The 18,225-nt window shown below is 73.1% G+C and carries 20 protein-coding genes; 5 read left to right on the top strand and 15 right to left on the bottom strand.

The window, feature by feature from the left end; translation table 11 throughout:
• Window positions 1–26: 26 nt before the first annotated feature.
• Genes AB0J71_RS02585 through AB0J71_RS02545 form a run of 9 tightly spaced genes read right to left on the bottom strand, consistent with a single transcriptional unit; the run spans window position 27 to window position 8,274 of the window.
• On the bottom strand, window positions 27–908 hold the full coding sequence (locus AB0J71_RS02585) for an ABC transporter substrate-binding protein (protein ID WP_364412222.1): 882 nt from the start codon (window positions 906–908) through the stop codon (window positions 27–29).
• Entirely contained in the window at window positions 908–2,005 is a 1,098-nt protein-coding gene (locus tag AB0J71_RS02580) for an LLM class flavin-dependent oxidoreductase (RefSeq protein ID WP_364412220.1), read from the bottom strand. Before AB0J71_RS02580 ends, AB0J71_RS02585 begins: the two co-directional genes overlap by 1 nt.
• Window positions 1,995–2,783, bottom strand: coding sequence for an LLM class flavin-dependent oxidoreductase (locus AB0J71_RS02575; RefSeq protein ID WP_364412217.1), 789 nt, complete (start codon window positions 2,781–2,783; stop codon window positions 1,995–1,997). The genes AB0J71_RS02580 and AB0J71_RS02575 overlap by 11 nt, the downstream gene beginning before the upstream one ends.
• Window positions 2,780–3,277 (bottom strand): NADPH-dependent FMN reductase, encoded by a 498-nt coding sequence (gene ssuE / locus AB0J71_RS02570; protein ID WP_364412215.1) that lies wholly within the window; start codon window positions 3,275–3,277, stop codon window positions 2,780–2,782. Before ssuE ends, AB0J71_RS02575 begins: the two co-directional genes overlap by 4 nt.
• Window position 3,278: 1 nt before the next feature.
• Entirely contained in the window at window positions 3,279–4,751 is a 1,473-nt protein-coding gene (locus tag AB0J71_RS02565) for a hypothetical protein (protein WP_364412213.1), read from the bottom strand.
• A 20-nt stretch (window positions 4,752–4,771) separates the two neighbouring features.
• Window positions 4,772–5,482 carry an ABC transporter ATP-binding protein gene (locus AB0J71_RS02560; RefSeq protein WP_352322668.1) on the bottom strand — a complete coding sequence of 237 codons (711 nt, stop codon included), beginning with the start codon at window positions 5,480–5,482 and terminating at the stop codon, window positions 4,772–4,774.
• Window positions 5,479–6,318, bottom strand: coding sequence for an ABC transporter permease subunit (locus AB0J71_RS02555; protein WP_352322667.1), 840 nt, complete (start codon window positions 6,316–6,318; stop codon window positions 5,479–5,481). The genes AB0J71_RS02560 and AB0J71_RS02555 overlap by 4 nt, the downstream gene beginning before the upstream one ends.
• Window positions 6,315–7,307, bottom strand: coding sequence for an ABC transporter substrate-binding protein (locus AB0J71_RS02550; RefSeq protein ID WP_352322666.1), 993 nt, complete (start codon window positions 7,305–7,307; stop codon window positions 6,315–6,317). The genes AB0J71_RS02555 and AB0J71_RS02550 overlap by 4 nt, the downstream gene beginning before the upstream one ends.
• Window positions 7,300–8,274 (bottom strand): ABC transporter substrate-binding protein, encoded by a 975-nt coding sequence (locus AB0J71_RS02545; protein WP_352322665.1) that lies wholly within the window; start codon window positions 8,272–8,274, stop codon window positions 7,300–7,302. The genes AB0J71_RS02550 and AB0J71_RS02545 overlap by 8 nt, the downstream gene beginning before the upstream one ends.
• A 125-nt stretch (window positions 8,275–8,399) precedes the next feature.
• On the opposite strand from AB0J71_RS02545, the gene AB0J71_RS02540 reads away from it, so the two are divergent.
• Window positions 8,400–9,173 (top strand): IclR family transcriptional regulator, encoded by a 774-nt coding sequence (locus tag AB0J71_RS02540; protein ID WP_352322664.1) that lies wholly within the window; start codon window positions 8,400–8,402, stop codon window positions 9,171–9,173.
• Window position 9,174: 1 nt separating this feature from the next.
• Here the strand turns inward: AB0J71_RS02540 and AB0J71_RS02535 are convergent, their stop codons facing one another.
• Entirely contained in the window at window positions 9,175–10,026 is an 852-nt protein-coding gene (locus AB0J71_RS02535; protein ID WP_364412211.1) for a helix-turn-helix transcriptional regulator, read from the bottom strand.
• A 139-nt stretch (window positions 10,027–10,165) separates the two neighbouring features.
• Between AB0J71_RS02535 and AB0J71_RS02530 the strand changes: the two genes are divergently transcribed.
• The 4 genes from AB0J71_RS02530 (at window position 10,166) to AB0J71_RS02515 (ending at window position 13,108) form a co-directional block, all read left to right on the top strand.
• A complete protein-coding gene (locus AB0J71_RS02530; protein WP_352322662.1) occupies window positions 10,166–10,891 on the top strand; it encodes an alpha/beta hydrolase in 726 nt (241 codons plus the stop codon).
• 139 nt (window positions 10,892–11,030) lie between these two features.
• Entirely contained in the window at window positions 11,031–11,459 is a 429-nt protein-coding gene (locus AB0J71_RS02525; protein ID WP_352322661.1) for an RICIN domain-containing protein, read from the top strand.
• 118 nt (window positions 11,460–11,577) lie between these two features.
• On the top strand, window positions 11,578–12,027 hold the full coding sequence (locus tag AB0J71_RS02520; RefSeq protein ID WP_364412209.1) for a VOC family protein: 450 nt from the start codon (window positions 11,578–11,580) through the stop codon (window positions 12,025–12,027).
• Window positions 12,028–12,211: 184 nt separating this feature from the next.
• Complete coding sequence (locus AB0J71_RS02515) at window positions 12,212–13,108, top strand: type II CAAX endopeptidase family protein (protein WP_352322659.1); 897 nt, start codon at window positions 12,212–12,214, stop codon at window positions 13,106–13,108.
• A gap of 23 nt (window positions 13,109–13,131) precedes the next feature.
• Here the strand turns inward: AB0J71_RS02515 and AB0J71_RS02510 are convergent, their stop codons facing one another.
• The 5 genes from AB0J71_RS02510 to AB0J71_RS02490 all read right to left on the bottom strand — a co-directional run bounded on the left by AB0J71_RS02510 (window position 13,132) and on the right by AB0J71_RS02490 (window position 18,174).
• On the bottom strand, window positions 13,132–13,821 hold the full coding sequence (locus AB0J71_RS02510; protein WP_364412207.1) for a response regulator transcription factor: 690 nt from the start codon (window positions 13,819–13,821) through the stop codon (window positions 13,132–13,134).
• Complete coding sequence (locus AB0J71_RS02505; RefSeq protein ID WP_352322657.1) at window positions 13,818–15,002, bottom strand: histidine kinase; 1,185 nt, start codon at window positions 15,000–15,002, stop codon at window positions 13,818–13,820. The genes AB0J71_RS02510 and AB0J71_RS02505 overlap by 4 nt, the downstream gene beginning before the upstream one ends.
• A 132-nt stretch (window positions 15,003–15,134) precedes the next feature.
• Window positions 15,135–15,782 carry a hypothetical protein gene (locus AB0J71_RS02500; RefSeq protein ID WP_352322656.1) on the bottom strand — a complete coding sequence of 216 codons (648 nt, stop codon included), beginning with the start codon at window positions 15,780–15,782 and terminating at the stop codon, window positions 15,135–15,137.
• Window positions 15,779–17,722, bottom strand: a complete 1,944-nt coding sequence (locus AB0J71_RS02495; RefSeq protein ID WP_364412205.1) for a M48 family metalloprotease — start codon at window positions 17,720–17,722, stop codon at window positions 15,779–15,781. Before AB0J71_RS02495 ends, AB0J71_RS02500 begins: the two co-directional genes overlap by 4 nt.
• On the bottom strand, window positions 17,719–18,174 hold the full coding sequence (locus AB0J71_RS02490; RefSeq protein ID WP_352322654.1) for a hypothetical protein: 456 nt from the start codon (window positions 18,172–18,174) through the stop codon (window positions 17,719–17,721). The genes AB0J71_RS02495 and AB0J71_RS02490 overlap by 4 nt, the downstream gene beginning before the upstream one ends.
• Between the last annotated feature and the right edge of the window lie 51 nt (window positions 18,175–18,225).

Here is an 18,225-nt window from a genome sequence, read left to right as displayed (position 1 = left end):
CGCGTGGGCGGCGGTGCGGGCAGGAGTCACCGGGTTCGCGTCACCAGCTCGCCGATCTCGGGGAGGACGGCGTCCGCGACCGTGATCTTCCGCTGGATGAGCCCGTTGGCGTGGAACAGGTCGGCGGCGTGCTGCTGCTCGGCGACGAACTCCGCGCTGACCGGGTGCAGCCCCCACGGGCGGGTGCGCAGCGCGTGCTCCCACGCGTCCAGGTCGCCGTCGAACAGGGCCGCGGCCTCGCGCGGGTGCTCCTCCGTCCAGCGGTCCGCCCGCTGCAGCGCGGTGACGATCCTGGCCAGCTCCTCCGGCTGTTCCTGGGCGAAGTCGCGGCGGGTGAACCAGAGCGAGCGGTGGCTGAACAGGCCCTCGGTCTCCACCAGCGTCCGGGTGCGCGACTCGACCGGCGTCAGGTCCGGGTAGGAGCCCACCCAGGCGTCCACGTCGCCGTTCACCAGCAGCTCGGCGGCGTTGCCGTAGGCGTCCACCGGGACGATGTCGCCCCACCCGAGCCCGGCCCGCTCCAGCGCCAGCAGCAGCAGGGTGGTCTGCCAGGAGCCGTGCCCGAGCGCCACCCGCCTGCCCTTCAGCTCCGCCACCGAGCCGATCGGGGAGTCGTCCCGCACCACCAGGCGGCCGTTCTCGACCCGCGGCCCCGAGATCGCCACGTACACGATGTCGTGCCCCTTGGCCTGGGCGGTGACCGGGGGCGTGGAGCCGGTGCCGATGAAGTCGTATCCGCCGTCGAACAGGTGGTCGCCGTGGGCGGACGGCAGGGCCCGGGTGGGATCGACGCGCTCGCCCCGGCCGAGGGCGTTCAGGTCCACCCATTCGACGTCGGGCAGCAGGTCGCGGTGGCGGGCCACCCAGAGCGTGTTGTTCTGCGGGAAGAAGCCGACCTTGGTGGTCATCAGGAGCGTCCTTTCAGTAGCGGCAAAACGTGGCGGCCCACGCGGCGGGCCTCTTCGAGATGGGGGATCCCGGCCAGGATGAGGGCGTCCACCCCGAGGTCAAGCAGCCGGTCGAGCTGGTCGGCGACCTGGTGGTAGTCGCCGACCAGGCCGAAGGCCGGGCCGTCGCGCAGCTGGCTGAACCCGCCCCACACGTGGGGGGCGACCTCCAGGGCGCGGGGGTCGTCACCGGCTCCGGCGACGAAGGCGCGGCTGCGCCGCACGCCGACGGAGTCGCCCTCGCCGGCGTCGCTCTCGCGCGGCCGGGCCCGCCAGCCGGCCTCGATCTCCGCCCACGCCTCCTCCTCGCTCTCCCGGGCCAGCAGGTCCACCCGCACGGCGAACCGGGGCGGCGTGGCACTGTGCGCGCGCACCGCGTCGAACTTCTCCTTCAGCGCCTCGAACGGCTCCAGCCAGGACAGGTAGTAGTCGGCGTGCCGGCCGGCGGCGTCGATGGCGGCGGGGGAGGAGCCGGAGAAGAAGATCTCGGGGAACGGCTGCCCGGCCAGCTCCTCCGGCAGCCCGGCGTTCTCCACCTGGTAGAAGCGGCCCCGGTGGGTGTGCCCGCCCTGCCAGACGCCCTTGAGCACGTCCAGGAACTCCGAGGTGCGCGCGTAGCGGTCGTCGTGGTCGACCTTGTCGCCCCACCAGAGCTGCGCCGGGCCGCCGCCGCCGGAGATGACGTTGTAGACGATCCGGCCGCCGGTGGCCCGTTGCAGCGTGGCCGTCATCCGGGCGGCCTGGACGGGGTGCAGGAAGCCGGGCTGGAAGGCCACCATGAAGCGGTACGACGTGGTCTCGCGGGCCAGCGTCGCGGCGGCGGCCCACGGGTCGTCGGTGTGCGGGAAGTTCGGCAGCAGCCCGCCGGTGAAGCCGCTGTCCTCGGCGGCCCTGGCGACCTCGGCCATGTAGTCGGCGTGGGTGTAGCCGTCGTCGCGGCCGTCCCTGGTGCCGGGGGCGGTGCCGCCGGGGGCGAAACCGCCTCGGCTGCGGACGCGGCGGCGCAGCGAGGGCTGGTCGCCCTCCATGTGGATGCGCCAGTAGATGTCAACGGTCAACAGACCGCTCCTTCACGTGCTCGCCGAGGCGGTAGACGTCCTCGGTCTGGAGGAAGAACTCGGTGACGCCGAGCGCGGCGTACTCGTCGGCGGCCTCGACCGAGGGCAGGCGCACGCCGTAGCGCAGGCCGGGCAGCTCGGGGACGAGGGCCGCCACGTCGTCAGCGGCCGCGAAGACGTGCACGTCGGCGTGGCGGCGCGACAGCTCCAGGGCCTCGGGCGAGGCGCCCGACAGGTGCACCTCGGGGAAGGGCGGGGACGACAGCGGCGCGCCGATGCCGCCCTTGACCACTTCGTAGAAGTCCCCGGCGAAGTCGAACGGGCCGCCGCCCCAGACGCCCTTGGCCACGGTGAGGAACTCGTCGGCGCGGGCGAACCGGGCGGCGCCGGTCAGGAAGTCGCCCTGCGCCCTGGCCACGGCCGGGTCCAGGTCCACCGCGAGCCGCCAGCCGAGCCGTCCGGCGGAGAAACGCTGCAGGGACGCCGACAGCTTGGCCGCGTAGACCGGCGTGGCCACGGCGGGGTGGAACTCGGCGACGACCCGCAGGTGGCGGGTGCGGCGCAGGGCGTTGGCGGCGACGACGAGAGATTCCTGGCCGGCGGCGTCGAAGGGCGAGAGCGCGCCCGCCCACCCGGACAGGTCCGCGGCCACGGCGGCCCGTCCGGCGGGGTCGGTGAGCGCCGGCCGCACGTCGGTGACGAAGGCCGGCAGCTCGGCGGGGGCGGGGCTCGTGGTGGGCAGGACCAGGTGGAAGCGCGCGGTGCGGTGCGTCGTCATGCCGCCGCCCCCAGCGGGACCTCTTCCAGCAGGGCGTCGATGCGCGGGAGCAGCTCCCCGGCCAGCGGCTCGATCTGGGTGTCCAGCACGAACAGGCCGCGCGTGACGTGCCGCGCGCCGAGCACGCTCAGCACCGGGCGCAGGGCGTAGTCCACGGCCAGCAGGTGGGCCGGGGTGCCGCCGGTGGCGATCGGCACCACCGTCTTGCCGGCGAACGCGCCCTGCGGCAGGACGTCCAGGAACGCCTTCAGCAGGCCGGTGTAGGACGCCTTGTAGATCGGGGTGGCGACGACGATCGTGTCGGCCGCGGCCACCTGCGCGGTGGCGCCGGCCAGCTCGGGATGGGCGGTGTCGCCGCGCAGCAGGGCCTCGGCGGGCAGGTCGCGAAGGCGCAGGACGGTGGCGGGCCGGCCCAGCCGCCCGGCCAGGTGGTCGAGCAGGCGTACGGTGCGCGAGGCGGCCGATGGGCTGCCGGAGATGAGCAGGACGGACATGTCAGATCTTTCCTAGGGGTTCAGCGGAAACGGGCGGCGTCCGGGTCGGCCGCGGCGACTGGCCCGTCTCGTCGAGGAAGCCGGGCGGCGGCAGGTGGTACGGCGGCTCGGCGCCGGCCGGCAGGAGCGCGGGCTCGCGGTCGCGGGAGTCGAACTCCGCGCCGACCGCCGCCAGCGTCTCGGGCTGCTCGACCAGCGTGACCGCCGCCGTGGCCAGGTAGCGGGCGGCGGCCAGCAGCCCGGCGTGCGCGATCGGGGTGCCGGTCGCCGCGGTGGCCGCCCACGAGTGCAGGGGCACCCCGAGCGGCACCACGGCCGCGACCAGGCTGAGGTGCGGCGCCGTCCAGCTCACCTCGGAGGTGTCGCTGGACGGGCCGCCGAGGTCGGGACCGGCGGGCGGGCGCAGCGGCAGCACCTCGCCGGCCAGGCCGGCGGCCGGCCGGCCGATCGCCGCCTGCAGCCGCCGCGCGAACGCGTCGTCGGCGTCGGTGAACGCCGGTGGCCCCAGCTCGCTCATCGTGTGGTGCAGCAGCTCGGCGCCCGCCCGGTTGCCGAGCCCCTGCCTGATGGCGGTGACCAGGCGGTGCTCCAGCCGGGTCCCGCTGCCGGCGGCGGCGGCGTGGGCGCAGGTCACGACCTGGTCGTAGAGGGTCCTGGCGGCGGCGGCCGTGGACTCGCGGACGTAGACCCACACCGTCTGGAGGTCGGGGGTGACGTTGGGGGCGCCGCCGCCGCTGATCATGTAGCTGACCCGGCCGGAGGGGGAGACGTGGCCGGCGCGCAGGCGCTCGACCATCTCCGTCAGCAGCAGCGCGCCGTCCAGGCCGCTGCGGGTGCCCAGCGGGTTCGAGCCGTGGCCGGGCGAGCCGAGGAAGGAGAACGTGGCCGAGTACAGGGCGCTGGTGACGTCCCAGCCGGTGCCGGTGACGGGGGCGGGGTGCCAGTCGAGGAAGGCGTCCAGCCCGTCGTAGGCGCCGTCGCGCACCGCGTACGCCTTCCCGACCAGGTGCTCCTCGCCGGTGGAGGCGAACACCTTGATCGTGGCCCGGTTCCCCAGTGCCGTGGCGGCGGCGATGGCCGCGCCTGCCGACGCCGCCGCCAGGGCGTTGTGGCCGCAGCCGTGGCCGGGGCCGTAGGCGGGGGCGTACTCGTCGCCCTCGACCGTGACCGGCTCGTGCCGGGCCGCGCCGGCGCGCTGGGACAGGCCGGGCAGGGCGTCGTACTCGACGTTGAAGCCCAGCACCGGCCCGCGGTCGCCGTGGGTGGCGACGAACGCGGCAGGAAGGCCGGCCGTGCCCCACGCGATCGTGAAGCCGTGCGCGCGCAGGAGCGCGGCGGTGGCCAGGGCCGAGCGCCATTCGCGCAGCGACGGCTCGGCGTAGGCCCAGATCCGGTCGGCGAGCCCGGTCAGCGCGGCGGCGTTCCCGGCGATCCAGCCCGCCGCCGTCGTGGTCCTGCTCATGGCCCTGCTCACGGCACTTCTCCCGGGCGCCGTCATGGCGCCGCTCCCGCGTGGGTGTCCACGCCGAGGTCGGCGAGCAGCCGGCGGCGCAGCTCGACGAAGTCGGGGTCGGTGCGGTCGCGCGGCCGGTCGAGCTCGACCGGCACATCGGTGACGAACGTGCCCGAGCGCAGCACCGCGATCCGGTCGGCGAGCAGGATCGCCTCCTCCACGTCATGCGTGACCAGCACCACGGCCGGGCGGTGCCGGGCGCACAGCTCGGCGATCAGGTCCTGCATGTGCAGCCGGGTCAGGGCGTCCAGCGCGGCGAACGGCTCGTCGAGCAGCAGCAGCTCCGGCTCGCGTACCAGGGCCCTGGCCAGCGCGACCCGCTGGGCCTCGCCGCCGGACAGCGTCGCGGGCCAGGCGTCGGCGTGGCCGCTCAGCCCCACCTCGGCCAGGGCCGCCAGGCCCTTGGCACGGGCGGCGCGGCCCTGCCCGATGATCACGTTGGCGAGAGCGCGCTTGGACGGGACGAGCCGCGGCTCCTGGAAGACGACGGTGCGCACCGGCGGCACCAGCACGCTGCCGCCGCCGGCCGCGTCCAGCCCGGCCAGGATGCGCAGGAGCGTGGTCTTGCCGGTGCCGCTCGCGCCGAGCAGCGCCAGGAACTCGCCGCGCCGCACGTCCAGATCCACCCCGTCGAGCACGGCGCGTTCGCCGAAGACCTTGCGCAGCCCCCGGGTGCGTACGGCGAGGCTCATCGGATCGTCACCGCCCTGCGCCAGGGCATCGTGACCCGCTCGGCCAGCCGCAGGGCCAGGTCGGCGGCGAGCCCGATCACCGCGTACAGCAGCACGCACAGAGCGAGGATGTCGGTGCGCAGGTAGTCGGTGGCCCGGGCCATGAGGTAGCCGAGCCCGGCCGTCACGTTGATCTCCTCGGCGGCGATGAGCGCGATCACGCTGAGCGTGGTGGACAACCGCAGCCCGGCGAAGATCGACGGCAGCGCGCCCGGCAGCACGACCTCGCGGGCGATGGCCAGCCGGCCGAGCCCGAACGAGCGGGCCGCCTCGACGACCTTGCGGTCCACGTTGCGCACCCCGCTGGAGACGTTGATGTACATGGGGAACGTGCAGGCCACCCCGATCAGCAGGATCTTGGACGCTTCCTCGATCCCGAACCACACGATGAACAGCGAGGTCAGCGCCAGGAACGGGATGGCGCGCAGGGCCTGCATCGAGGAGTCGACGAGCTCCTCGCCGAGCCGGGTGAAGCCGGAGACGACGCCCAGCGCCAGCCCCGTGGAGGCGCCCAGCAGCAGGCCGAGCCCGGCCCTGGTGACCGACACGCGCAGCGCCTCGGGGAGCTGGCCGTCGGCCCACAGCTCGCCGAAGGTGTCGACGACGTCCTGAGGGCCGGCGAGCACGTCCTGGGTGAGGGCGCCGGTGGCGGTGGCCGCGTACCAGGCGGCGAGCAGCAGGACGGGGCCGGTGGCGCGCAGCGCGAGCGTGACGGCCGGGTGGCGGCCGGACGAGCGCGGCGGCTGGGGGGCGACGAGCCCTTCGACGCCGGCCTCCGTGTGCGTGGCCAGGCTCATGACCGGGCGCTCCCGAGCGTGGTCACGTCCACGACGTGCTGGGAGACGTCCAGCGGCGCGGTGAGCACCTTCTGGTCGAGAAAGAACCTCGCCACGTCCTGATATTTCGTGATTTCGGCGGCGGTGACCGCCTGGGCGGGCCTGCCCTTCTTCTGGATGCCGACCACGAGCTCCTTCTGCTCGCCCTGCACGGCCTGCGGGCCGGTCTGGGTGAAGACGTTCAGGTACGCCGCCGGATCGGCGATCTCCTTGGCGCTGCCCTCCTTGATGAACGCGAACAGCGCCTTGACCACCTCGGGATGCTCCTGCAGCAGCTTGTTGGCGGCCACGTAGATCACGTAGTTGTCCGACTTGATCGCCTCGCCGTCGGCCAGGACGCGCGCGTCCAGATCGGTGACGGCGGGGATGAGGAAGGTGGAGAAGGTGGACCAGGCGTCCACCTTGCCCGAGCCGAAGACCGGCGCGGTCTGCGGCGGCGGCAGGTAGACCCGCTTGACCTTCTCGACCGGCACGTCGAACGTCTGCAACGCCTTGAGCAGCAGGTACTCGCTGGTGCCGCCGTGCCCGACGGCCACGCTGCGCCCGGCCAGATCGGCCACGGACCTGATCGGCGAGTCCTTCTTCACCACGATGCCCTCCCCGGCCAGGTCGGGCGGGACGGTGGCGAAGATCTTGAAGCTGGGCTTGACGGCCAGCGCGGTGACGCCGGAGGTGATCGAGCCGGTGGCGATGTCGAGCGAGCCCGCGTTGATGGCCTGGGCGGCCGGGGCGAACACGGAGAAGTCGCCGGCCCACTTGACCTTGGCGTTGACCTTGGCCAGGGCCGCGTCCAGGCTGCCGTCCTTCTTCGCGACGGCCAGGAAGCCGCTGTTGCCGGGGTCGGAGATGCGCACGACGACCTGCTCCTGGCCGGCGGCGGTGGTGGTGTCCTGGCCGCCGCAGGCCGTGGCCAGGAGGGCGAGCGGAAGGGCGAGCAGCAGCTTACGCATGGGTGACTCCTTGGAGCGGGGTGTGGTCGGCCCAGGCGGCGACGTCCACGGGTGATTCGAGGAAGCCGTGGCCGCGCAGGAAGCGCTCCTGCTCGGCCAGCAGGTCGAGGCGTTCGGCGGACAGGTCGAGGTGGAGGGAGGCGCCGGGGCGGTAGGCCGCGGCCACGCCGGTCGCGCCGGCGCCGGTCTCCGCGCCCAGGATCCTGGCCACCTCGGACGGGTGCGCGGCGGCCCAGTCCGCGGCGCGCAGCAGGACGGCCAGGAAGCGGGTGACCACCTGCGGATGCTCGTCCAGCAGGCGCTGGTGGACGGTGATCGGGCGGGGGGTGCCGTTGTTGATCCGCGCGCGCCGGTCCGGCACGGCGTCCAGGTCGATGCCCACCTCCGCGCCGTGGCGCAGGGCGGCCTCGACGGCGAGCGCGCCCTTGACGTAGACCGCGTCCACCCGGCCGGCGGCCAGCGCGGCCAGCTCGGCCTCCCACTGGCCGCCGCCCGGCTCGGCCTCGACGTCCACCAGCTCGGCGTCACCGAGCCCGAGCCCGGCCAGGGAGAGCGCGCCGTGGAAGCCGCGCAGGGCCATGGCCCGCCAGAAGTCGATGGCGATGCGATGCCGGGGCGCCGCCAGCCGCAGGCCCTTGAGCTGCTCGGGGCTCTCCAGGGCGGTGCCGCCGCGCACCAGCACGACCTGCCGCTCCTCGATCCAGGTGAGCCCGATGAGCCTGGTCGCCTCGCCGCGCGAGCGCGCCCACAACGCCGGCACGTTGCCTCCCTCGCGGAACAGGCCGGTCAGGGCGTGGGTGTAGTGGGTCTCGCGGGGCACGCCGGGGTCGTCGTCCTGCAGCGAGCGGACCTCGATCCCGTCGCCGGCGAACTCTTCCGCCAGCCAGCCCTGGTCGGCCGCGATGCCTGTGGCGGTGGGGACGGGACAGCGGGTGAACCAGATGGCGTCGAGTGCGGCTGTGGTCATGGGCAGAGTTTGCTTGTAAATTGGTAGGGAATGCAAAGATTGTCCCGCGATGCGGGAAGCGTTCCCGGCCGGACCGGCTCTCACCTGGTCCCCGATCTCCCTACTCGGAAGACGGAGTTTCCCGCATGGCAGCAGACGACAGCGTCCAGTCGGTGCGCAGGGCGATCGGCCTGCTCGGCTGCTTCGGCGGCGGTGACGCCTCGCTCGGCCTGTCCGACCTGGCGCGCAGGATGGGGCTGTCCACCTCGACCACCCACCGCCTGGCCAGGACGCTGGCCGCCACGGGCTTCCTGGAGCAGGAGGCGCGCACCGGCCGCTACCGGCTGGGGCCCTCCATCACGGAGCTGGGGCAGCTCTCCTTCCACCGGCGCGGCCTGCACCGCATCGCCCCCGAGCTGGCCGAGCTGGCCCGCGTCACCTCCGCCACCGTGGACCTGGCCGTCCGCAACGACCGGCACGCGGTCATCCTGAGCGGCGGCTCGCTCAACCCCGACAGCGGCGCCGGGCTGCGCCGCCCCCTGCACTCCACGGCGCTGGGCAAGGTGCTGCTGGCCTGGGACCCGGAGGGCAGCGCCGACCTGGAGGCGCTCGGCCCGCTGCCGGCGCTGACCGGCCGCACCATCGTGGACCACGCCGAACTGCGCGAGGAACTGGCCCGCGTGCGCGAGTCCGGGTACGCGCTCAACGACGGGGAGTCGGGCGACGGCATCCGCACCGTCGCGGTGCCGGTGCTCGACCGGCACAACCACGTCCGCTACGCGCTGGCCGTGCGCTCCACGCCGCTGGTGATCAGCGACGCGCGGATCGACTGGTTCGCCGCGCACGCGCGGGCCTGCGCCCGAGCGCTGGAGGTGCTGCTGATCCCACCGGCCGAGCGCCGCCTGCGCCCCTCCGCCTGAGTCACGCCTTCCACCGGCCCTCGCGGGCCGGCGGCGGCGAAGCCATGGCGGAGGCGAGGAGCGCCAGCTTCTCGGCGCTGCCGGTGCCGGGGTCCGGATGCAGGACGACGAGCGTCTGGCCCGCCGCGCCGCTCACGCCCAGCCTCTCCCGGTTCAGCCACAGCTCACCGACCTGCGGATGGTCGAGGCGCTTGGGCGCGCCTTCGCACGTGTTCACGTCGTGGCGGGCCCAGAGCCTGCTGAACAGCGGGCTGGCGAGGGAGAGCTCGCCGACGAGTTCGACGAACCGGGGATCGTCGACGTCGGCGCCGACGGACTTGCGGAAGCCGGCGACCATGCCCTGCGCGGCGTTCTCCCAGTCCGGGTAGAGAGCCTGCTCGGCGGGGTCGAGGAACACGTCCCGCAGGCGGTTGCGCCCCGCCGCCAGCCGCGGCGACAGGGTGGTCGCCGGCGCGTTGGCGGCCAGGACGTCGAAGGAGCGGCCCTCCACGTACGCGGGCAGCGCGAGCGCGGCGACGAGCTTGGCGATGCCCGGGGGAACGCTCTCCCTGCGCCGCCGCCGTCGCCGCCGGGGATCGCCCGCCCCGAGGCGCAGCAGGTAGGCCGTCGCGTCGTCGTCGAGCCGCAGCACGCGCGCGAGGGACACCAGCACCTGCGCGGACGGGTTGCGGTCGCGGCCCTGCTCCAGGCGCAGGTAGTAGTCGGCGCTGATGCCGGCGAGCATCGCGACCTCCTCCCGGCGCAGGCCCGGCACCCGCCGTACGCCCACGGAGGGGATGCCGGCCTGCTCAGGAGTGACGAGCTCCCGGCGGGCGCGTACGTATTCGCCCAGAAGGTTGGATTCGCCGCTCATGCGTCCCACGGTAATGGCGCACCTCGGCGCGTGCCTGGCCCCCTCACCCCCAGGATCGCGAGGGCTCTGGCTGCGCCGGCGGACGAGCGGAAACCTCACTCGGGACCGAACACCTCTTTCGATGAGCAAGGAGCCGCACATGTCGACGTACGTGCTGGTACACGGGGCCTGGCACAGCGGACGATGCTGGGACCGGGTGGTCCCGCTCCTGACCTCCGCCGGGCACCGGGTGGCCGCGCCGTCGCTGACCGGCCACGGCGACAAGGCCCATCTGCTCGGCCCCGAGGTGGGGCTGGACACCCACGCCGGCGACATCGTCGAGCTGATCACCGCGAACGACCTCACCGACGTGATCCTGGTCGGCCACAGCTACGCCGGGCTGGTCATCTCCTCCGCCGCCAACCGCATCCCGGAACGCATCGCCCACCTGGTCTACCTCGACGCGATGGTCCCGGAGGACGGCGAGAGCGCGGTGGACGTGCACCCCGTCACCCAGGCCCTCATCGACCGCGCCGCGCGGTCCGGGACCGGCTGGCGCATCCCGCCGATGCCCGAGCTGCCGCCGCCCCTGGGCCTGTTCGGGGTCACCGACCCGGCGGACGTGGCCTGGCTGCGGACGATGCTGTCCGACCAGCCGGCGCTCTGCCTCCAGCAGCCGGTCCGGCTGGACAACCCCGCCACGCACGCGATCCCGCGGACGCACATCCACTGCGTGGCGGGCGTACCGGAGGGCATCGAGCGGCGGCCCGTCCCGGCGACGCAGCCCAACGGCAGCCCGGCGCAGGTGTGGGAGTTGCCGACGGGCCACGACTGCATGATCACCATGCCGGCCGAGCTCACCGAACTGCTGCTCAAGCTCGGGTGACCCGCTGTGACGACCAGGTGCGGTCGGAGACCCTGTCCGCAAGCGGTCACGGTTGAAGGGTGATTTCCCATGCACGATCGTCTCTTATGGAGGCAAGGCGGCGTCCCGCCACCTCCTGCCCCAGCCCGAGAGGACCTCCATGGACATCCCGGCCCGAGCCACCCTGATCAACAAGAAGTCCGGGCTCGCCCTCGACATCATGGAATGCGACATGTCCGACGGGGGCTGGGTGATCCAGTGGACCCCCCACGGCCGGGCCAACCAGATCTTCCGCCTGGAACCCGCCGAGGGCGGCTACAAGTTCATCGCCGAACACTCCGGCAAGGCCCTCGACGTCACCCTGGCGAACCAGAACGCCGACTTCGCGATGCAGTGGGGGATCAACGGCAGTCCCAGCCAGATCTGGTACCTCAAGGAGCACGAGGCGGGCGTCTACCGGCTCATCGCCAAGCACTCGGGCAAGGTTCTGGCGGTCGCGAACGCCTCCACCGACCCGGGCGCACGCGTGGTGCAGTTCGAACCCGGTCATGACACGAACGAGCTCTGGCTGCTCAAGGCCGTCCCCTGACGCCGGTACGCGGACTCGGTCGCAGCGGTGGACAGGTCCCAGGAGAGGGAGGGCCGGTCCGGAGGCGTCGGTGCCCGCGGGTCCGTCGAGGCCATGGCAGCCGGGCAGGATGGCTGCCATGGTTTCCTTCCAGCTGGTCATCGACTGCGCCTCGCCCGACCGCATGGCCCGGTTCTGGGCGAGCGCGCTGAGGTACACGGTGGAGCCGCCGCCGGACGAGTTCGGCACATGGCGGGAGTACTGGCTCAGCATCGGCGTGCCCGAGGACGAGCTGGGCGAGGGCGACTGCAACGACAGCATCGTCGATCCCGAGGGGCACGGCCCGAGGATCTGGTTCCAGCAGGTGCCCGAGGCCAAGACGGTCAAGAATCGGCTGCACCTGGATGTGAAGGTGGGCGGCAAGCGGGCGGACGTGCCGTTGGAGGTCCGGCGGGCGCGGGTGGACGCCGAGGTGGAGCGGCTGGTCCAGGCAGGGGCGTCCGTGGTGCGGGTGTTGTCGCAGCCCGGAGTCGATCACTATGCGGTGGCGATGGCGGACCCAGAGGGCAACGAGTTCGACGTGGCGTAGCGCGCGGCGGGCACCGGTGCGAAGGGGCGGCGGCGCGCAGGGGCAGAGACCGGGACGGTTCCTGATCCCTCCTGAGAGCTACCGCTCTGTCCGTTCCAGGGGGATGGCATGCCCGGCTGCGATCCCTAGCCTCGGTTGAGCCGCGGAAGACACCGCGGCCCACTTGATCGAAAGGATCGAGATCGTGGCGTCCCCGGAGCATCCGAAGACCACCCCTCCGCACACCGGTCCGGCCACGGCGCGTGGCCGGTTGCGCAGGTTCCGGTTCCCCGTCCTGCTGGTCGCGCTGTTCGGTGTGATGTCGGTGACGACGGGGATCAACCAACTCGTCTCGCCCGTACCGATCCTCGCCCTGCCGGTGGGGGTCGGCCTGGCCGTCCTCGCCGTCGCCTGCTACCGCTGGTTGTGCCGGGCCGTCGAGCTCCGTCCGGACATCCCCGAGGTCGGGAAGACGCGGCGATGGTCCCAGCTGCTGCGCGGAACGTTGCTCGGGGCGGGCCTGTTCATCGGGTTGATGGCGCTGATCGCGGTGTTCGGTGGCTGGCAGGAGCTGTCGTGGGGATCCTTCGGCGGCTTCCTCGGCAGCGCGGGGTTGATGGCGGGCGTCGCCGTCACCGAGGAACTGCTGTTTCGCGGGGTGGTGTTCCGCATCATGGAGGAGCGCACCGGCACTGTGATCGCCCTGGTCGTGTCCATGCTGCTGTTCGGCGCGATGCACCTGGTCAACCCCCACGCCACCCTGTGGGGCGCGTTCGCGATCGCCTTGACGGGCGGAGCCATGCTGGCCGCCGCCTACGTCGCCACCCGATCGTTGTGGCTGCCCATCGGCCTGCACTTCGCCTGGAACTTCACCCAGGCAGGGATCTTCGGTGTCACGGTCTCCGGAGCGGCCGCGCCGCCCGAGGGCCTGCTGAACGTCACGCTGTCCGGCCCGACCGTGCTGACCGGCGGCGTCTTCGGCCCGGAGGCCAGCCTGTTCGCGCTGCTGGTCTGCATGGTGCCCACGATTCTCCTGCTGCGGCGGGCGGCCCGCGCCGGCCGGATCCGGCCTCGGCCGCACCGCGCCGAGCTCTCCGCCTGATCGCAAGGCGGCCGGCCGCCGCGTCAACCCTGATCGGCGGACACCAATCCCACCCGGTAGGCGAGCACGACCGCCTGCACACGGTCGCGCAGGTCGAGTTTCGTCAGGATCCGCGACACGTACGTCTTGACGGTCTCGGTGCTGATGGACAGCCGGGTGGCGATCTCCGCGTTGGACAGGCCCTGAGCGAGCTGTTCGAGAACCTCCAGCTCCCGCTGGGTCAGTGCCCGCACGACCTCCTGCAGGGCCGGCCGGGCGGAGTCGGTGGGGCGCAGGCGCTCGGCGAAGTGGCCGATGAGGGCCCGGGTGACGGCGGGCGCGAGCAGGGAGTCGCCGCGCGCGACGGTGCGTACGGCGTCCACCAGTTCCGCCGGCCGCGCGTCCTTGAGCAGGAAGCCGCTGGCGCCCGCCCTGAGCGCTTCGTAGGCGTACTCGTCGACGTTGAACGTGGTCACCACCAGCACCTTCACCGGAGCGACGACGCCTGGCCCGGCCAGTCGCCTGGTGACCTCGATGCCGTCCAGGACGGGCATCCGGATGTCCATCACGACGACGTCCGGCAGCAGCCGCCGGGCGGCCTCGAGCGCCGCGCGGCCGTCCGCGGCATCCCCGACGACCTCCATGTCGGGCTGGGCGGAGAAGATCGTGGTGTAGCCGGTACGCACCAGCTCATGGTCCTCGCAGATGAGCACCCGGATCGGCGTACTGGTCATGCGGTGCTCCTGAGGGGGATCAGAGCCCGGACGCTGAACCCGCCCCCGGGCCGGGCGCCGGCGGACAGCTCGCCGTTCAGCATCTGGAGGCGCCGGCGCAGCCCCTCCAGCCCCCGTCCTCCGGACGGCACGACGGGGCCTTCCAGCGGAGCGGACCCGTCGGTGGTCACCTCGATGTCGAGGTGGCCGGCGCGGTGGTGGACCGTGACCCTGGTGGGCCGGCCCGTCGCGTGCTTGATGGCGTTCGTGAGCGCTTCCTGAACCACCCGGTACGCGGCCAGCTCGACGTCGACGGGCTGAGGCAGGCGCTCGCCGTGCTCGGTCAGTTCGACGGGCTGGCCGGAGAAGCGGGCCTGCTCGACCAGGTCGGCGAGATTGTCGAGGCCCGGCGTCCGCTGCGTGAGCGCGTCGTCGCCGGTCGCCTCCAGCACGCCGAGCAGATGCCGGAGCTCCGTCAGCGCCCGCCGGCCGGTGTCGCCGATGGCGGCCAGCCCTTGCCCGGCGCGTTCCGGCGCGGTGCCGACCAGGAACTGTGCCGCGTCGGCCTGCACCACGATGGCGGTCACGTGATGGGTGACCACGTCGTGCAGCTCACGGGCGATGCGGGCGCGTTCCTCGGCGCCGGCCGCCAGCGCGCCGAGCCGCCGCCGTTCGGCCTCCTCGGCCCGCCACCGGCGCAACACCGCACCGGCCATCCAGATCACCGCCAGAACCAGATAGAAAGCGAGGAAGTCCGAGATCCGGTTGGCAGACCCCCACCAGCTCAGGACGACCGCCAGCGCGGCGTAGCCGGCGCTCACCGCCGCCGCGAGCGTGCGACGGTGCCGGGCCTGATGGGCGCCGGCCGTGAACAGGGCCAGGTAGAAGCCGATGCTGGCGAACGTCGGCGGACAGCCGAGCGCCTGATGAACGGCGAAGGCGGCGCCGATGACGGCCAGGCACGCCGCCGGGTGGCGGCTGCGGAGCGCCAGCGGCGCCGACTGCGCCACGGTCAGCACGACCGCCAGGGCATCGGCAGGCCGCCGCGGCAGGTCGCCGAGCTGCGCTCCGATGACCGACAGGGTGGGGACGAATGCCAGCGCGGTGAGCGTCGCCGCGAGCGCGCCGTCCTTGACCGAGGGCGGCCGGGCTCTCCACCAGGCCGGCCATGAGCGGACGGCCAGGGGAACGCGCGCGAACACCGGTGTAGTCTAACGGCCCTCCGCCCGCCTCCCGGGCACACCCACGGCCCTGGGACGGCGTCGGTGACGCGTCGAGCCCGGACGGACCGGAGCCGGCCGGCGCGCGGTCCGCCGCCCGGCCGGCTCTCGCTGTCAGCCGGCCACCTTGCGCATCCTGGCTGCGGCCCGGTCCGCGATCGCCTGGGCGGTGTTCGGAGAGGGTCTCCTGAAGCCGAGCTGGGAAAGGATCATGAAGGTTCCCCGGACTCTGGACAGCACGAGGATCTCGCCGTACGTCCACGTGCCGTTGGTCTTGGCGGTGACCCAGAGAGCCTTGCTGCGCGAGCCGACCTTGGCCATGCGAATGGGCGTGAGTGTCACCGTGATGACCGCGGGATCCTGGCCCGTGTAGGTCTGGCTGAAGGCGGAGCAGCCGCTCAGGACGTCGAGAATGCGGGTGAAGTCGTGGTCGGCCGTGCTCGCGTCGGGATACCGGCGCAGGTTCTCCATGATCCAAGGCCCGAGATCGCCCTTGGCGAAGCCGGCTCGGGCGTATTCGACGCCGCGGAACCTGGGGGTGCTGAACTCCAGCTCGTCCATGGTCTTCGAGCAGGCGGGCTTGCTGCTGGCGCTGTACGCCTGGTGTTCGGCGGTCCAGGCGTGATAGCCCTTCGGCAGGTCGGCGGCGGTGAGGAGGCCGCGGCTCAGCGGCGGGAGCGCGCCGGCCCGGGCGGTGCCGGTAAGGAGGCCGAGAGCCATGCTGACGACGAGGAGCAGCCGGCCGAGTGGCATCTGGTTCACCAACCTTCAGTGGGAAACGGGGGCGGGGGATCGGACACGGCCTTGTCGTGGTAGCGGTTCAGGTGGTCGCAGCGCCTGACGAAGGCGGTCCAGGCCAGGGCCGCCAGGTCCGTCGACCTGGTGCTCGCGCTGCGCAGGAACATCTCGCCGATCTCGTTCAGCAGGCTGTCGTCAGCGGCGCGGAGCAGCCGGCCGAGCCGTTGCCTCGCGGCATGATCGCCGGGGTCCCCGTAGACGCCGATGCCGGCGATGTACAGCCCGAGGCAGATCGCTCCGGCCTGGGTGGAATCAGGCAGGGCCGGCTGCCGGACGGTGGCCGTCACCTGGACGGGACTGGAGGACAGCGCCAGGTACGACGGCAGCAGAGCCATGGCGATCACCACCGCCGCCACCGCGTGCACGGGCGCCCCGCGCACGAGTGGCCACAGCGCCGACAGGGCGATCAAGGTGAGCGCCGAGAGCACGATCGCGACCTGAGGAGTGATCACCAGGGCGGCGACGCTCCGCGGGCTCCATCGTTCGGACGCCGCCAGCCGCGCCGCGGCGAACCACGTGCCCATGACCACCCCGAAGAGCACCGCGGCGAAGGGGGCCGCGTACCGCCACGCGCGGGGCCCCGACCGCGGCAGCCAGGCGCCGGCGGCCAGCGCCAGCCAGCCGAAGACCGCCGTGGTCAGGAGGAGGATCGCGGCCGCCATCCAGATCGCCGTACCGGGCGGGATCTGCTCAGGGCCGATGACGGACGCCTGGTCGGGCGCGCCGGCCAGCCACCGGCTCCACTGCACGCTCGTCCTGGGCGCCAGGATCGCCCCCGCCAGGAGCCCGGCCCCGAACGCGAAGCCCGCCGCCAGCGCCCGCCCTACGGCGAACGGCCGGACCAGGGCGCCCCGCCACACGCCGAGCCCGGCGACCCCCGTCACCGGCACGGCGACCACGAAGCCGGCGACCCAGTACGCGACCAAGGGAGGCGCGGGGAGGACGGTGTGCAGGATCACGCCCGATTCGGTGACGACGACACCGGCGGCGATCCCCGCCGTCACAGCCTCGGCGATCGAGGGGCGCAGCAGCCTCCCGGGATCGCGCAGCGCCTTGAGCCGCTCGTCGAGCCGCGGGTGGAGCCGCAGGAGCCGGCGCTGTTCCTGGCGGCCCCTGGACAGCAGGCCGAGCATGTCCGCCCGCCTGAACTGGCCTGCGCGCAGGTCGGCGTCGTGCTCGCGGGCCCTGATCACGGCCGTGAAGGTCGTGGTGACCAGCAGGCAGACCACCGCCGTACGCCAGGCGACGGCCAGCGCGGGGGCCGGCCCGAGCGTGGTGGTGGCGGACAGTGCCATCGGCAGGGCCACCAGCAGCGCGAAGCCGGTGACCGCGAACACGCCGAGGTAGGTACGGTCCACGTCCCGGTTACGCAGGTGACCGAGTTCGTGGGCGAGCGTCGCGGTGACCGTGGAAGGGTCGGTCCTGGCGTAGGCGCCGACGGAGCGGGCGAGCATGATGCGATGGTGCGGGCGTCTGCCGTACGTGAACATCCAGGGCAGCATGCCCCGATCGCTGAGCATCAGCACGGGCGGGCTGCGCAGGCCCGCAGCCTGGACAGTCTGCTGAACGACGGCGGGCCACGGTTCGAGCCGCGCCGCGCCGTACCGGAGGGTGATCACGTACGGCGCGGCCACGTGGGCCAGCAGCACCAGCAGCGCCACAAGAGCGGGCCCGGCGAGTGGGACCAGCGCCTGCAGGACGAGGACCCTGGTCGAGCAGTCGAGGAAGCCGGCCACGTCGGTGAGCTGGGCGCACGCCCGGTTCCGTGCGCCCCAGCCGTCCCGCGCGAGCACCAGGAACCAGTAGCCGGCGAAGAACGCGCCCGCCCCCACGGTGAGGAACAGCAACCGCAGACGGGAGGTGCTGGGCGGGGGCAGGGCGAACGGGTCGGGGGGCGCGCTCACGGTTCCTGAGGCTCGCTTTCGCGCTGGAGCTCACCGGCGACCGCGTCGCTGAGGAGTTGTGCCCGCTCAGGCGACATGCCGAGCGCGCGGGCGCGGGACAGTACGGCCGCGCAGATCCTGCGGCGCTGCTCCCCGTTCAGCGCCAGCGGCTCAGTGAGGGCTTGCCGCCTGGCCTTGCGCCTGGCTCTCCACCCGAACACGCCGCGGGTACGCTCGGTGATCTCCTCTTTGAGCGCCTCCAGTACGGCTCCGCCGACGAAGGAGACAACGATCGGCGCCCAGCCGGCGACGTCGGCCAGAACGCCCGAGCCAAGAAGCCGCTCCCCGGCGCGCTCAGGATCGGGATGGTTGACGTAGGCGGCCCAGAGGTCGGGCACGAGCTCCACTTCGTCGGGCCTGAGCCTGACGACCACTGCCTCGACGAGTTCGTACGTGGTGCGCTGTTCGGACACGAGCACCCCCTGCCGGAGTACGTTTCAGGAGGGAAGATCCGCCGATCGCAT

The organism is Nonomuraea sp. NPDC049637 (genome assembly GCF_040675235.1).
Taxonomy (GTDB): Bacteria; Actinomycetota; Actinomycetes; order Streptosporangiales; family Streptosporangiaceae; genus Nonomuraea.
This window is presented reverse-complemented; position numbering and strand designations above follow the sequence as displayed.

Coding starts and splice junctions, on each gene's coding strand:
- AB0J71_RS02585 (WP_364412222.1), bottom strand. CDS start 908: ATGACCACCAAGGTCGGCTTCTTCCCGCAGAACAACACGCTCTGGGTG.
- AB0J71_RS02575 (WP_364412217.1), bottom strand. CDS start 2,783: ATGACGACGCACCGCACCGCGCGCTTCCACCTGGTCCTGCCCACCACG.
- ssuE (WP_364412215.1), bottom strand. CDS start 3,277: ATGTCCGTCCTGCTCATCTCCGGCAGCCCATCGGCCGCCTCGCGCACC.
- AB0J71_RS02560 (WP_352322668.1), bottom strand. CDS start 5,482: ATGAGCCTCGCCGTACGCACCCGGGGGCTGCGCAAGGTCTTCGGCGAA.
- AB0J71_RS02555 (WP_352322667.1), bottom strand. CDS start 6,318: ATGAGCCTGGCCACGCACACGGAGGCCGGCGTCGAAGGGCTCGTCGCC.
- AB0J71_RS02550 (WP_352322666.1), bottom strand. CDS start 7,307: ATGCGTAAGCTGCTGCTCGCCCTTCCGCTCGCCCTCCTGGCCACGGCC.
- AB0J71_RS02545 (WP_352322665.1), bottom strand. CDS start 8,274: ATGACCACAGCCGCACTCGACGCCATCTGGTTCACCCGCTGTCCCGTC.
- AB0J71_RS02540 (WP_352322664.1), top strand. CDS start 8,400: ATGGCAGCAGACGACAGCGTCCAGTCGGTGCGCAGGGCGATCGGCCTG.
- AB0J71_RS02535 (WP_364412211.1), bottom strand. CDS start 10,026: ATGAGCGGCGAATCCAACCTTCTGGGCGAATACGTACGCGCCCGCCGG.
- AB0J71_RS02530 (WP_352322662.1), top strand. CDS start 10,166: ATGTCGACGTACGTGCTGGTACACGGGGCCTGGCACAGCGGACGATGC.
- AB0J71_RS02525 (WP_352322661.1), top strand. CDS start 11,031: ATGGACATCCCGGCCCGAGCCACCCTGATCAACAAGAAGTCCGGGCTC.
- AB0J71_RS02520 (WP_364412209.1), top strand. CDS start 11,578: ATGGTTTCCTTCCAGCTGGTCATCGACTGCGCCTCGCCCGACCGCATG.
- AB0J71_RS02510 (WP_364412207.1), bottom strand. CDS start 13,821: ATGACCAGTACGCCGATCCGGGTGCTCATCTGCGAGGACCATGAGCTG.